This is a genomic window from Terricaulis silvestris (genome assembly GCF_009792355.1).
Lineage (GTDB): Bacteria > Pseudomonadota > Alphaproteobacteria > Caulobacterales > Aquidulcibacteraceae > Vitreimonas > Vitreimonas silvestris.
In genome coordinates, this window is the sequence record NZ_CP047045.1 from 3,778,826 (window position 1) to 3,792,376 (window position 13,551).

Sequence of the window (13,551 nt, forward strand, 5' to 3'; positions counted from 1 at the left end):
AGTTTAGTTGGCGTTCGCTTCTTTCGCGGTAGCGCGCGGTTGGCTGACGCCACGCGCAGCGGCGGCGCGCATCGGCGTGCCGGCCTTGGCGGCGCCGAGGCGATTCACCAGCGCGGCGTACTCGTCCCACAGCCGTTGCGGCAGACGATCGCCGAACTTTTCGTAGTGGCCGGGGATCAGGTCAGCCTCTTCCGCCCAGACGTCGAGATCGACGCTGGTCAGCGTGTCCATCGCTTCGTCGCTGATGGTGAGGCCGCTGACATCAAGAGCGCCTTTGGTCGGCACGAAGCCGATCGCGGTTTCCTTCGCTTCGGCATTGCCATCAAGACGGTCGGAGATCCACTTCAGCACGCGGGCGTTGTCGCCGAAGCCCGGCCAGATGAACTTGCCGTCGGCGCCTTTGCGGAACCAGTTGACGAAGAAAATCTTCGGCAGCTGCGCGCCGTTGGTTTCGCCGACCTTCAGCCAATGCGCGAAGTAGTCGCCCATGTGGTAGCCGCAGAACGGCAGCATCGCGAACGGATCGCGGCGGAGTTCGCCGACTTTGTTTTCCGCGGCGGCCGTACCTTCGCTGGCGACGTTCGACGCCAAGAACACGCCATGCGCCCAGTCGAACGCTTCGGTCACGAGCGGCACGGCGCTGGCGCGACGGCCGCCAAAGAGAATGGCGTCGATCGGCACGCCTTTCGGGTCTTCCCACTCCGGCGCGATCACCGGGCATTGGCCGGCGGGCACGGCGAAGCGCGAGTTCGGATGCGCGGCCGGAAATTTGGAATCAGGCATCCAGCGATTGCCTTGCCAGTCGGTGATGCCGGCCGGCGGCGGTTCGCTCAAACCTTCCCACCACACATCGCCGCTATCCGTGAGCGCGACGTTGGTGAAGACGGTGTTGGCGAAAAGCGTATCGAGCGCGCTCTTGTTGGTCTTGGAGCCCGTTCCGGGCGCGACGCCGAAAAAGCCGGCTTCCGGGTTGATCGCGTAGAGACGGCCATCGTCGCCGTACCGCATCCAGCAAATGTCGTCGCCGATGGTCTCGGCTTTCCAGCCGGGAATAGTCGGCTGCAGCATGGCCAAGTTGGTCTTGCCGCACGCCGACGGGAAGGCGGCGGCGATGTACTTGTGCGCGCCCTTTGGGTTGGTGAGCTTCAAGATGAGCATGTGCTCGGCGAGCCAACCCTCATCCCGCGCCATCACCGAAGCGATACGCAGCGCAAAGCACTTCTTGCCGAGCAGCGCGTTGCCGCCGTAGCCCGAGCCGTAGCTCCAGATTTCGCGTGTTTCGGGGAAATGGACGATCCACTTCTCTTCGTTGCACGGCCACGGCACATCCTTCTGGCCGGCCGCGAGCGGCGCGCCGAGCGTGTGAACGGCCGGAACGAAGAAGCCGTCTTCGCCAAGCTGATCGAGCGCGCCTTTGCCCATGCGGGTCATGATGCGCATCGAGACGGCGACGTAGCCGGAATCGGTGATCTCAACGCCGAGCTGGCTGATCTTGGAGCCCAGCGGTCCCATGCAGAACGGCACCACGTACATGGTCCGGCCGCGCATGCAGCCATCAAACAGGCCAGCGAGCTTGGTGCGCATCTCGGCGGGCGCGATCCAATTGTTGGTCGGGCCGGCGTCGGCTTCGTCTTGGCTGCAGATGTAAGTTTGCTTTTCGACGCGGGCGACGTCCTTCGGATCCGACGCGGCGTAGAACGAATTCGGACGCACTTCCGGGTTGAGCTGCTTCAGCGTGCCCGCCGCAACCAAGTCCTTGGTCAGCCGATGCCACTCGATTTCCGAGCCATCGCACCAATAGACGCGGTCCGGCTTGGCCAGCGCGGCGATCTCTTCGACCCAAGCAACGAGCTTCTTGTGGTTGGTCGGCGCTGGATGCAGGCCTGGAATATTTGCGGACACGGAATCCTCCACGGCGTCGCGGCTCGAAGTGGCGCGGCGCTCGGTCTTTGACGCCCAAAATGTGTGAGCGCGGCTTTATGTCAAACGTGTTCTACGGACCACTGTGACAGGGCCGCGCATTCGCCTTTGCCACCGGTAGCAATCGCCTTTGCGGGGCAGAATTGCCGTAGCGGTTAGCTCCCGAAGGAATGACCCTGGAACGTTAAGCACGAAGCCGGCTGGCCGCCCATTCGTTCATGATGGCGTCGAGAACCGAAAGCGGCACCGCGCCATTGCCCAGCATGGTGTCGTGGAAACCCTTCAGGTCGAACCGCGCGCCTAGCGTGTTCTGCGCCGTCTCACGCATGCGGTTGATGGCCTGGCGCCCGACCATGTAGCTGCAGGCCTGCCCCGGCCACACGCTGTAGCGCTCGATCTCAGTGGCGACGGATGTTTCGAGATCGCCGGTGGCTTGCATCATGGATTGGATTGCTTGTTCGCGAGTCCAGCGCTTCGCGTGCATGCCGGTGTCAACGACGAGACGCGAGGCGCGGAATGTCATCGATTGCAAATAGCCCAAACGGCCAAGCGGATTATCGGCATAGACGCCGAGTTCGTCCGCGAGCTGTTCGGCGTAAAGCCCCCAGCCTTCGCTGAACGCGCTGAAGCCCAGCAGCGCACTCCGGATGAAGGGGATCGAGCCGGATTCCTGTTGGATCGAGATCTGCCAGTGATGGCCTGGTACGCCCTCGTGGTAGCTCAGCGTCGGCAGTGAGAACTTCGGCCATTCGCGCGTGTCGCGCAGGTTGATGTAATAGGCGCCGGGGCGTGATCCATCGAGCGAGGCGCGCTCGTAATAGCCGCCTGGCGCACCCGCTTCAGTGGTGACCGGCACGCGGCGGATTTCGAGCGGCGCTTGCGCCAGCGTGGTGAACGCGTTCGGCATCAGCGCGGTGACGGCTTGGATCTGCACGTTGAGATCGGCCAGCAACTGCGTGCGGCCGGTGTCGTTATTCGGATAAAGCTGCTCTGGGCGGCGCGAGAGCGCTTGGATGCGCTGCGCCACGGTGCCTTGCGTCATGTTCTGACGCTGCAGGATGGCTTCCATTTCGCTGGTGTATTGCGCGACAAGATCGACGCCCACGTCGTGGATTTCATCCGGCGTCATCGATGTTGTGGTGCGCTGACGCAGCGAGACCGCGTACATTTCCGCGCCCTGGTTCAGCCGCCACACGCCAGCGTCATGCGGCGCGCGCGCGCGAATGGCGCGCAGCGCATCGATTTGGCGCTGATACGCGGGCAGAATCTGATCGCGCACGGCGGTTTCGGCGCGGGTAAGATATCCGGCGCGATCGGCTTCCGGAATCTCGCTGACTTCAGGCAAGCGTCGCACCAGCGACTGCACCAGCACGGTTTGCGCCGGTGCAGCTCGTGCGAATTGGTTGAGCTGCGTGATGGCTTTGTCGATCGCAAAGTCTGGAGGGATGACGCCGGTGGTGGCATCGGCCGCGATGATGGCGGTGTCCTGATCGAGTTGGCGGACGTATTCGCCTAGGCGCGCGATGTAGGCTTCCGTTTCGTCGCGCGTGGTCAGCGGATGCTGGTTGTCCATGAAATCCGGCACAGAGGTGTAGGCGCCGGTGAGTTGGGTGACGACATAGGGCGCGCCGGCGCCGCTGCCGATTTCATATGTTGATGTGGCGACGGAGTTTTCGAACGAGGTTTTGACGACATCGAGCGTCACCGCGTCTTGTGGCGCCAGCCGGGCGCGATCGAGCGCATTGAGATCGCGCAGGGCTGTTTCCAGAATGCCGCGATAACGCCGCGCGCCTTCTTTGGAATCATCGCTCAATTTGTCGATGAAGCGCCCGCCAGCCTGTTCTTCAGTCACGCCCAGCGCGGTGCAGCGCTCCGGGGATTCCTGCAGGATTTGAGTGGAGACCCGGTCGAGGATCGTAGTGAGTTGCGCGCCTTGATCGCCGGCGGGCTGTGCGCAGCCGGTCGAAAGAAGCGCAACGCCGGCGGCGCCGGCGCCGAGAACGGCGCGTCGTGTCGTGTTCATTGGAATCCCCACTCCGAGTTCGGACGCAGTTTAGCGGGGGAAATGCGCGGAGCTAGAGTTTCAGCGCCGCAACCACGGGAACATGGTCGCTAGGCCGCTCCCAGGAGCGGACGGGAACATGGATGTGGAAAGCTTCCGCCTGTGAAACCGCTGCGATGTCCGAGGTGGCCCAGATGTGATCGAGGCGGCGACCGCGATTGTTCTTGGTCCAATCCGGGCTGCGATAGCTCCACCAGGTGAAGAGCTTTTCAGGATCGGGCTTATGCAGCCGCGCCAGGTCGACAAAGCCGCCGAGATCGCGGACGGCGTTGAGGCGATCGGTTTCGCCGGGGGTGTGGGAGACGACATTGAGGAGCTGTCTGTGGCTCCATACGTCGAACTCACCGGGCGCGACGTTGAGATCGCCCACGAGCACCGTTGGCGTTTGGCCTTTGCGCTTTTTGTAGAGCGCTTTCATGCGGTCCAGCACTTTGAGTTTGTGCGCGAACTTGGGGTTGCTCAGATCGGGCAAATCCGCGCCGGCGGGGACGTAGAGATTGTGGATCTCGATGCCGTCGATTTTGGCCGCTGCGATGCGGGCTTCGCTCTTGGGACAGATCTTTGGGGCTTCGACGGGTTCCAGCTTCACACGTGAAACAATGGCGACACCGTGCCAGCCTTTTTGGCCGACGACGTGGATGTGTTTGTAGCCGGCTTGTTTGAACGCCTTCTCGGGAAACTCGCCATTACGGCATTTGATTTCCTGGAGGCACAGAACGTCCGGCTTCGCCTCAGCTAAAAAGCGGCAAACGGTTTCGATGCGCAGCCTAACGGAATTGATGTTCCAGGTGGCGATTTTCATGGGCGGGTTCTGGGGGGCCGGGGCCTGAAATGAAAGAGACCCGATCGCATTCAGCGACCGGGCCTCTCCGAGCGCCTTGAGGGAGGCGCAATAAGAGCCGGCAGGGGATAACCGGCAGGCGGACGCCGCGCTGGATCCGTCAGCGGGGGGGACGACGCCAATCCAGGGGGATGTGCGGCGACCGCTGCGTTGTATGTACGCCACAGGGGCGAAAAAATCAAGGGCGGAACAGGAGAATGCTCTTGCCAGCGCAGTGCTGATTTGGGGTGCGCCGCAAATTACCGCAACGCGCTACGGCCTGCCGCGGCGGTTGGGATCGAGCACGTCCTCCAAACGGAAGAGGCTGTTCTGAAAGCTCGCGGGCTGCGTCACGCCGGTGAGCGTGATGCGGGTTCGTGCGCCGGTGGCGTCGATTACATCCCATGAGCGCAGCTCGGCGTTGGGGCCGTGGAATTGCAGCGTGATCTGGCCATCGGTTTGGCCGCCGCGATCGCGCGCGGTGATCATGAGCCATGGTCCTGCGCGCGAGACGCGCAGAATGCGGGCGTTGCGCTCAAGATCGATGTTGGCGCCGAGAATGAGATTGAGCGGCGTTGAGCGCAACGGCGTGCGTTCTGTGGTGCGCAGTTCGGTGTCGCGCATGGCGACGACGCTGCCGTCTGAGACGATCAGCAATGTCGCTGGCGGATCGTATTGGAAGCGCATTTTGCCGGGGCGCTGGATGTAGACGATGCCGCTGGCGCGGGCGCCGCCGGGCGCGGTTTGGGTGAAGCGCGCTTGCAGGCGGGTGAAGCCGTTGAGCGACCGGTTCGCGGCGGCGAGCCCTGCTGCGCGCTCGGCGCCGGTGAGCACGACGGGTGCGGTTTGCGCGAACGCGGATGGCACGAGCGCTAGGGCTGAGAGGCCAAGGAGGGCGAAGCGGCGGTTCATTGGGGTCATGTGCCGCAAACGCGTGGCGGAAAAAAGGGTTCGCTTTGCCCAGAAATGGCCTTTTCGCTTCAGCTTGCGTTCATCGCGGCGGGGAGCGGGCTTGGCGAACGCAGTCCAAGGGCGCTTGATCCTGGCGTTACGATTCGTCGCGGGGGCCCAATGTTCTTTTCCGAAACCGAGCAGCTGCCATCGATCGGCTGGGCTGGCTTCCTTGACGGCACCCACATGCTGCAATCGGCGCTGGCCTTGCTGCTGGCGATCGCGCTGGGCGCCGTCGTCGCGTTTCACCCGACGACCAGACGTAGCATCGATACCCGCGAAGAGGCCGAGCTTCCGAAAGTGCTGATCATGTACGCGCTGATCGGCGCGGTGATTGGCGAGATCGTGCTGAAGTACGGGATGGTCATCGGCTTTGTGATCTTCGGCATCGGCGGCCTGATGCGCTTTCGCACCGATGCGGCATCGACCCGCGACACCAGCCGGCTCATTCTGGTGACGTTGCTCGGGCTGATCGCGGGGCTGAACCTGCCGCACTTTGCGGTGATGGCGACGGTGTTTGCTTGCATCCTGATTTATATTTTCGACGGCCATCCGGTTTATCAGCTCGAGGTCAACGAAATCCCGAAGGGGCGGGTGAAGGAATCGGCGGCGGCGTATCGCGCGGTGTTGGCTTCGCTGAAGTGCACTTTGATTAGCGAGGGCCGGCACTTCAACAAGAGCCGCATTGAGTACGTTTTCCGCGCGCCCCGCGACTCGACGCAGGAAACTTTGCACGCCGCACTTTGCGAACAAGTGCCGGCGGAGGTGCGCGGCGAGATCGATTGGGAAGTCGAATAGGCGCGCGGAAGCGTCGCGCCGTGGCGCGGTTTTGGCGATCAGCGGAGCGGGCTGGCTTTAGGCCGAGCTAAAATGCGGACTCCACGCGCTTTCGGCTTGGTGAGTCATCGCGTCGAAGCAATCGATGCGATGGACCGCTTCGGGTGGGGCGCGGAGCGCTTCGACGATGCGGTGCGGCGTGGCGTGGAGACGGCGCGCGAGCCGGCGCGCATAGGGCGCTGGATCGTTGAAGACGCGGAGCAGCGCTTCGTAACGCTCGGCGAGCGGCCAGGCGGAGTAGAACCGTTTCTTGTCTCCCCCGCGTGCGGGGGAGGAGGAGCCGAAGGCGACGGAGGGGGCGACTTGCCCCTTCGCCTCGCTTCGCTTGGCACTTCCCCCGCTGCCCGCGGGGGAAGATGAGAACACGCGAAAACTCACGCGCCAGGCTTCGGGTTTGTCGGCGTCGAAATAGCAGAGCTTGCGCTCGCGTTGGCGCGACGTGTGAAGCAGCGGCCCGCCTTCGCTGCGCTTCGGCGCGGTAAACCGGGTGTTGGGTTTGGCATAGGCTTGCGCTTCGATCAGCAGAAGCCGCCGCAGCATCGCCTCGGCGCAGCGGAGCCATTGGGCGAGCTGCGCGTGCGCTTTGCGCAGCAGCGTGTGGTCGGCCGCGACATCCTCCGGCGCGCCGAACAGCCCATGCAGCGTATGCAAAAACGCCCCCGCCACGCGCCAAAGCGCGATCGGCGCTGCGCGTGGGGTGCTGGATGGGGCGTCGTCTGCGGACATGGGTGAGCCATGATAATGCTGGCTCAGGAGGGGGCGGATAGATTTATTTTTTGGGGCTGTGATTTCAGCGTATTAGCAACGAACAGGTGCGGGATTGGTCGTTGCGCGCTGAGTGAAGAGAGTGGCGAAGTCGTAACCCCACCCATATAAGCTAACCGGAATTTACCGGTTCGCCGACGCGGTGTACGAGTTGTTGACCATGGAATTCAAGAACGGTCCCCGCTTCAAATCGCTCTCCCTTCACGACCAACCGGTTGCGGAGTCCGATCATTTCATTGCGCTTCCATCGCTCGGTAGCGTTGTGAAAGGCTGGATGCTGATCGTGCCGAAGGCTCCTTTGCTCTGTTACGCCGACCTTGATCGGAGCCTACTCGCCGAGTTCGACCGGTTCGCTCAGCAAGTAGCAGATCATCTGCGGGGTATGTACGGCGAAGTCTTGCTCTTCGAGCATGGTGCTCGAACTGCGGGATCAAGCTTCGGCTGTGGAGTGGATCAGGCACACATGCACATTGTGCCGGTTTCCAGTGATAGGTTCGTGCATGCTGTTGAGTTTGAGATAGCGCGACCAGAGTGGCGTTCGTTCGGAAATCGCTTCCCTAACCAAGCGTTGTTGGGCGAGTACCTTTGGTACCGCACGGACAAAGGATCGATGATGACCAATCCGGTCCGACCGACTTCGCAGTTTTTCCGGCGCTGCGTGGCCAACGCAGTCGGACGTCCGAGCGAATGGAATTATCGTGACCATCCCAACTACGTCCGGATTGTCGAGACTGTGAACGACTACGGTCGTGCTGAAGCCGTCTGAGGGCTCCGGCGCCGCTGGGTCTCCGCAGGAGATGCCGGAGCACGTCCGTATCACCGACAATGATCATCGACCGCTGGGTGAGTTTAGAACACGCTATCCCGCGTCCGCATGGGCGCAGATCGTTATCGAGCTGATGGTTCTGCTCGTGTATCTCTCCGCGTCAATTTACGGCGTGGGCTTCATCCTCTGGGACATTGAACACGCGCCGACAACCCCACTTGAGGTGCGCCTCAGCGCGACTGCACCTTGGTCTGGAATGTTTTTCGCGGGCATTGCGGGCGGAACGCTATTTGCGCTGAAGTATCTGTACCACGTTGTGGCGAAGGCAGAGTGGAATCGGGATCGAGTACTCTGGCGTTTCATCGCTCCCATCAATTGCGGAGTGCTTGCTACGGGATCAGGTTTCGGTATCGCCTCAGGCATCATTCCGTTCATCGACGAGAGTTCATTTCAGAATATCTACGTCGCACTGTTCTATGGGTTCTTCATCGGCCACTTCTCAGACAATGTGTTGGCCGCACTTCAGCGACTCGCGCTGGAATGGTTTGGTACGGTTGATGCCACGACAAAATCGCGGGACGACATCCGTTGAAATATTGAAGTCTGCGCACTTCAGCGCAGGCGGACAACTGCTGTCATCCGACCGGATCGGTGAGAAGGCCACCAATCTGCTGACGATTCCCACGGAATGGACGCCGCCGTTTATCGTTTTCTCGTGTGACCTTCATCACGCGTGGCGGCACGCAGACGATGTAGGAAGACAGCGGCTCGCGGATTTCGTGACGACGACGGCGAACGAGTTGCTTGGCGGCGGCGGGGTCATCCTCCGGTCAAGTGCGACCTGCGAGGACATTCACGCGAGAGGCCAATTAGAGAGCCAGAGCTTCTCGACTAAGCTTGTTGGTGGGCAAGCGCATTCATTTCTTGGCCGGCTGTTCGACGGCGCTGCGGCGCGTCACGGCGATGTCGCCGTGATTGCTCAAGTCTACAGCTCGCCAGAACTCCGCGTTCATCTGTCGAACGAGAAGCGCGTGTCGAAAACGATGAACGAATGGCAGTACGACCAAGAGACGAACGACGGGATCTCTCAACCGCCTGCCGGGTGTAACTCCAAGAAGGCTCCGCTCCCTGCGGAGGACGCTCCAATGCTCATACGGCGGGGCGCGATGCAGCATGACTTGCGGCTGACCCTTCGTCGCTTAGGCCGCTGGGCCACCAGACGATCAAACCGACGACTGCACTTTGAGATTGTTGTCTCAAGCGGTCGATTGTTTGTGGTTCAGCTCGATTACGAGAAAGACTACGGCGGAACGGATCCGCGCAAAACATCCCTTGTCTACAAACCCGGAGACATGGAAGGCGCTTTGACGTTCTTGCAGCGTTACGCGCTTGGGGAAGAGACTCCCTTTGCCAAGCTCAACAACATCGGGGATTTTCATGTCGACAACTACACGCCGCCTCACAGGCTCTTCTGGATTCGAGCCGATGTATTTGAGAGCGCGGTACAGACGTCGCGAGAAGAGCTGATCGCAGAAGTGGAGCGAGTGACCGGCGGTCGGCTGGTTGTGAGGGAAGATCGCAATCTCGCGCTCCGCGAACAGATTCCGGGTAAAAACCTCTTTCGAACCGATACGGTTACAGCCGAACAGGCAATCGCCCAAACCGAGGGGCGGCTGGAGTATTGGCGGTCAAAATCGATCCCATTGCAGCAAGTTTGCTTCATCATACATGGTTTCATTCCTGCGCGGTCGGGCGCGTGGGCGCACTATGACAGGAACCAGCAACGCGTTCGCATACACGCGCTCTGGGGCCTGCCCGACGGATTGCAATTTCTAACGCCGGACGAGTACGAATACGATCTTGCGACAAGAGAGCTATCAGAGCGCATTCACTTCAAAGAGTTCTTCCTTGAAGAAGCGGCTGACGGGAAATGGTTGCGACAGCCGATTTCGCTAAACGCAACTCGATCGCGCGTTCTGCCAGCATCAGAGTTGCTCGAGATCGCTCGAATATCCCGGCTTGTCGGGAACAAGCTTGGATCGGATGTCCACATCATGTTCTTTTGCGGTGTTCCCGAGGCCGTGGGGTTGGGTGAGGTGCTGCCTTGGTATCGCGAGCGAGAAACTATTGCGTACGAGGCCAAGCGCACCAAGCGACTTCGGCGAATTGCCATCTCCTCATTGCAGGACTTGGAGAAGGTGGGCGAGATTGATGCCGCCGGTGTCGTTCTCCTGCTGACCCCAGAGCCTGAAAACTACCGCAACTCGAAATTTCTGCAGCGAGTGGCGGAGGTCGCCAACGAACGGGGCATCCCGGTCGAGATTCAGGGCTCTCCTCTCGCTCATGCATACTATGTGCTTCGCTCAAGCGGCTGCACGGTCTTCACATCCTTCGCGGCAGACTACGAGCGCGTTAGGAGCAAGCGTGAGTTCGGCAAACTTGTGCGCGACCTAGTGGTGCAATCGATCATTGATCGCGGAGAGCAGGTGGTTTCTTTCCGCCTCGGCGCTGACGAAAGATCGAGCGCATTGATGGGTAAACTCCTGGAGGAAGCGGTCGAATTGGTCGGCGCCGAGAATTCGGCTGCCAAACTCGAAGAGCTATCGGATCTATTCGAGGTGGTTCGGTCTTGGATTGAGATTGAAGGGTTTGAACTGGACGAGGTCGTAATGGCGGCTAACGAAAAGCGCCGCCGTCGTGGTGCATTCCTCAACGGAGATGTTCTGGTTGGAACGGGGGCGAAGGCCGGCGCGTCTCTGAAGATTCAGAGTACGCGTAACTATGATCGGCTTACTGCACCCAGCGGTGCAGCAGACACATTGCGGGTGCCAATTGCACGCCTTGGTCTCATTGCGGACGGCGTCGTGAGCGAAACGGCTCTTCCGGACTTGGGCGTGACCCTCAAACTGTCGATTTCGGACGATGCCGAACTGATCTTGCAGGTTGTAACGAATCCCGCGGCACCGCTCGATCCGCAGCAAGGTGATTTGGCTGACTTATGGGCAAGTCGGCCGGCCTAATCCTCGTCCACCACATCGACCAGGATGTCGCGCTTACCGGCCGCGTTGGCTTCCGAGATGATGCCGGCCTTTTCCATTTTTTCGATCAAAGTGGCGGCGCGGTTGTAGCCGATTGAGAGTCGGCGCTGCAGGTAGCTGGTGCTGGCTTTGCGGTCGCGGCGGACGATCTCGACGGCGCGTTCGAACAGGTCGCCGTCGCCGCCCTCGCCGTCGAACAATTCGGGATTGTCCTCTTCGGCGTTGGCGTTCGGCTCTTCGGTGACGTCGGTGCGATATTGCGGCGCGCCTTGTTCCTTGAGCATGGCGACGACGCGCTCGACTTCGGCGTCGGTGACGAAGGGCCCATGCAGACGGCGGATGCGGCCGCCGCCGGCCATGAACAACAAGTCGCCCATGCCGAGCAATTGTTCGGCGCCTTGCTCACCGAGGATGGTGCGCGAGTCGATCTTGCTGGTGACCTGGTAGGAGATGCGGGTCGGGAAGTTGGCTTTGATGGTGCCGGTGATGACGTCGACCGAGGGGCGTTGCGTCGCCATGATGACATGGATGCCAGCGGCGCGCGCCATTTGCGCGAGACGCTGCACGGCGGCTTCGATTTCCTTGCCGGCCGTGATCATGAGATCGGCCATCTCGTCGATGACGACGACAATGTAGGGCATCGGCTCGAGCGGCAGCTCACGGGTTTCGTAGATCGGCTCGCCGGAGGTGGGGTCGAAGCCCGCGTGCACGGTGCGCTCGAGCTTTTCGCCGCGCTCCATCGCTTCGGTGACGCGATCGTTGTAGCCGGTGATGTTGCGGACGCCGAGCTTGGACATGGAGCGGTAGCGCCCCTCCATCTCGCGCACGGTCCATTTCAGCGCGACGACGGCTTTCTTGGGATCGGTCACGACCGGGTGCAGCAGATGCGGGATGCCCTCGTAGACGCTGAGCTCCAGCATCTTCGGGTCGATCATGATGAAGCGGCACTCGTCCGGCGTGTGGCGGTAGAGCAGCGACAAGATCATGGCGTTGATGCCGACCGACTTACCCGAGCCGGTGGTGCCGGCGATGAGCAGGTGAGGCATTTTCGTGAGATCCGCGGCGAAGGGGTCGCCCTCGATGGTTTCGCCGAGCGCCAGCGGCAGATCGCCTTGCGTGCCGGCGAAGCTGGGCGAGTTCAGCAGCGAGCGCAGGAACACGGTTTCGCGCTTGCCGTTTGGGAGCTCGATGCCGATGGCGTTGCGGCCGGGGATGACGGCGACGCGCGCGGCGGTGGCGTTCATGGTGCGCGCGATGTCGTCGCTGAGGCCGATGACGCGGCTGGATTTCACGCCGGCGGCGGGTTCGAACTCGAACAGGGTGACGACGGGGCCGGGGCGCGCGGAGAGCACTTCGCCTTGCACGCCGAAGTCGGCGAGCACGCCTTCGAGCTGGCGGCTCATGGCGTGCAGCGTTTGCGGATCGTGCTGTGTGCTGCGCGGCTTCGGCGTCGAGAGCAGATCGGTGTCAGGCAGATCGAAGTCGCGGCCGAAGTGGAAGCTGGAGTGCGGCTTGTCCTTCTTGGGACGCGACGCCGGGCGCTGTTGGCGCGGCGCTTCGCTTTCGGCGCGCACGCGCGCGGGGCGCTGCGGACGCGGCGCGCGTTCCTCTTCGCGCTCGGGGCGCGGCAAGGGGCGGCGGTGGAGCGTTTCCTGTTCGGGTTCGCGGCGCGTCTTCTCCGAGACGTAGCCGATGGCGCGCTGCGTGGCGTTGGCGCTGGCGCCGACGGCGCGGCGCGTGACTTGGGCGGCGTTCTTCACGTCTTCGGCGCGCACTTGGAACGCCCAGCCGGTGCTGAGCAGGCCAAGAACGGCGCAGAGAATGCCGGTGAGAATATGCGGGAACGGCAGGCCAGGCATCGAAGCGAGGCCGGCGATGAAATCGGAGACGCCGGCGCCGAAGACGCCGCCAAAGCCGGTGGACAGCGGCCAGCCGTCTGGCGTCGGAATCGTTGCGGCGGCGGCGGCGAGCAGCAGAATGCCGGCGAACGACGCGCCGACGCGGCGCTTGTCGATGCGCTGCACCAGCTGACGGCGCATGATGCGCATCACGCCGGCGGCGAGGATCGCGCCCATGGCCAAGGGTGCTGCGGCGCCAAGCGATTGAATCGTGATGTCGGCCAGCATCGCGCCCGGTGCGCCGAACAGATTGTGCGTGGCGCCGTTGGTCGCGGTGTTGAGGCTCGGATCTTCCGGCGAATAGGTCAGCACGGCGCCGAGGCCGTAGGCGCCGAACACGGCGCAGCCGACCGAGAGCGAGGCGCGCTTTAACGCCAGACGCGCGGCGGCCGAAGACCCGGCGGAGGGGATTCTTCCCCCTTGGTGATAGGCGTCGTCAGTCATGTCCGGGAGCGCTCTTCTGGCCGCAAACTTAAGCTCGCGACTGTTGTCCC

Annotated in this window: 10 protein-coding genes; 4 read left to right on the forward strand and 6 right to left on the reverse strand. The window is 62.2% G+C overall.

Annotation, left to right across the window (positions count from 1 at the left end; all coding sequences use genetic code 11):
• Positions 1-3 precede the first annotated feature (3 nt).
• The 4 genes from DSM104635_RS19350 to DSM104635_RS19365 all read right to left on the reverse strand — a co-directional run bounded on the left by DSM104635_RS19350 (position 4) and on the right by DSM104635_RS19365 (position 5,714).
• Positions 4-1,902 (reverse strand): phosphoenolpyruvate carboxykinase (GTP), encoded by a 1,899-nt coding sequence (locus DSM104635_RS19350; RefSeq protein ID WP_187448157.1) that lies wholly within the window; start codon positions 1,900-1,902, stop codon positions 4-6.
• 202 nt (positions 1,903-2,104) lie between these two features.
• Positions 2,105-3,943: a DUF885 domain-containing protein gene (locus DSM104635_RS19355; protein ID WP_158767883.1), complete on the reverse strand. Its 1,839-nt coding sequence runs from the start codon at positions 3,941-3,943 to the stop codon at positions 2,105-2,107.
• A gap of 52 nt (positions 3,944-3,995) precedes the next feature.
• Positions 3,996-4,784, reverse strand: coding sequence for an exodeoxyribonuclease III (gene xth, locus DSM104635_RS19360; protein ID WP_158767884.1), 789 nt, complete (start codon positions 4,782-4,784; stop codon positions 3,996-3,998).
• A gap of 291 nt (positions 4,785-5,075) precedes the next feature.
• Positions 5,076-5,714 (reverse strand): LolA family protein, encoded by a 639-nt coding sequence (locus DSM104635_RS19365; protein ID WP_158767885.1) that lies wholly within the window; start codon positions 5,712-5,714, stop codon positions 5,076-5,078.
• Between the two features lie 159 nt (positions 5,715-5,873).
• Between DSM104635_RS19365 and DSM104635_RS19370 the strand changes: the two genes are divergently transcribed.
• Positions 5,874-6,551 (forward strand): DUF4956 domain-containing protein, encoded by a 678-nt coding sequence (locus DSM104635_RS19370; RefSeq protein ID WP_158767886.1) that lies wholly within the window; start codon positions 5,874-5,876, stop codon positions 6,549-6,551.
• Between the two features lie 57 nt (positions 6,552-6,608).
• On the opposite strand, the gene DSM104635_RS19375 is transcribed toward DSM104635_RS19370, so the two are convergent.
• Positions 6,609-7,316 carry a hypothetical protein gene (locus tag DSM104635_RS19375; protein WP_158767887.1) on the reverse strand — a complete coding sequence of 236 codons (708 nt, stop codon included), beginning with the start codon at positions 7,314-7,316 and terminating at the stop codon, positions 6,609-6,611.
• Between the two features lie 199 nt (positions 7,317-7,515).
• On the opposite strand from DSM104635_RS19375, the gene DSM104635_RS19380 reads away from it, so the two are divergent.
• Genes DSM104635_RS19380 through DSM104635_RS19390 form a run of 3 tightly spaced genes read left to right on the forward strand, consistent with a single transcriptional unit; the run spans position 7,516 to position 11,141 of the window.
• Positions 7,516-8,121, forward strand: coding sequence for an HIT family protein (locus DSM104635_RS19380; RefSeq protein WP_158767888.1), 606 nt, complete (start codon positions 7,516-7,518; stop codon positions 8,119-8,121).
• A complete protein-coding gene (locus DSM104635_RS19385; protein WP_158767889.1) occupies positions 8,105-8,713 on the forward strand; it encodes a hypothetical protein in 609 nt (202 codons plus the stop codon). Before DSM104635_RS19380 ends, DSM104635_RS19385 begins: the two co-directional genes overlap by 17 nt.
• 4 nt (positions 8,714-8,717) lie before the next feature.
• The gene (locus DSM104635_RS19390) at positions 8,718-11,141 is read left to right on the forward strand and encodes a nucleoside triphosphate pyrophosphohydrolase (protein ID WP_158767890.1); all 2,424 of its coding nucleotides are present in this window, start codon (positions 8,718-8,720) and stop codon (positions 11,139-11,141) included.
• Here DSM104635_RS19390 and DSM104635_RS19395 read toward each other — a convergent pair.
• Positions 11,138-13,501: an FtsK/SpoIIIE family DNA translocase gene (locus DSM104635_RS19395; RefSeq protein WP_228445767.1), complete on the reverse strand. Its 2,364-nt coding sequence runs from the start codon at positions 13,499-13,501 to the stop codon at positions 11,138-11,140. The two genes, DSM104635_RS19390 and DSM104635_RS19395, sit on opposite strands and share 4 nt — an antisense overlap.
• Positions 13,502-13,551 lie beyond the last annotated feature (50 nt).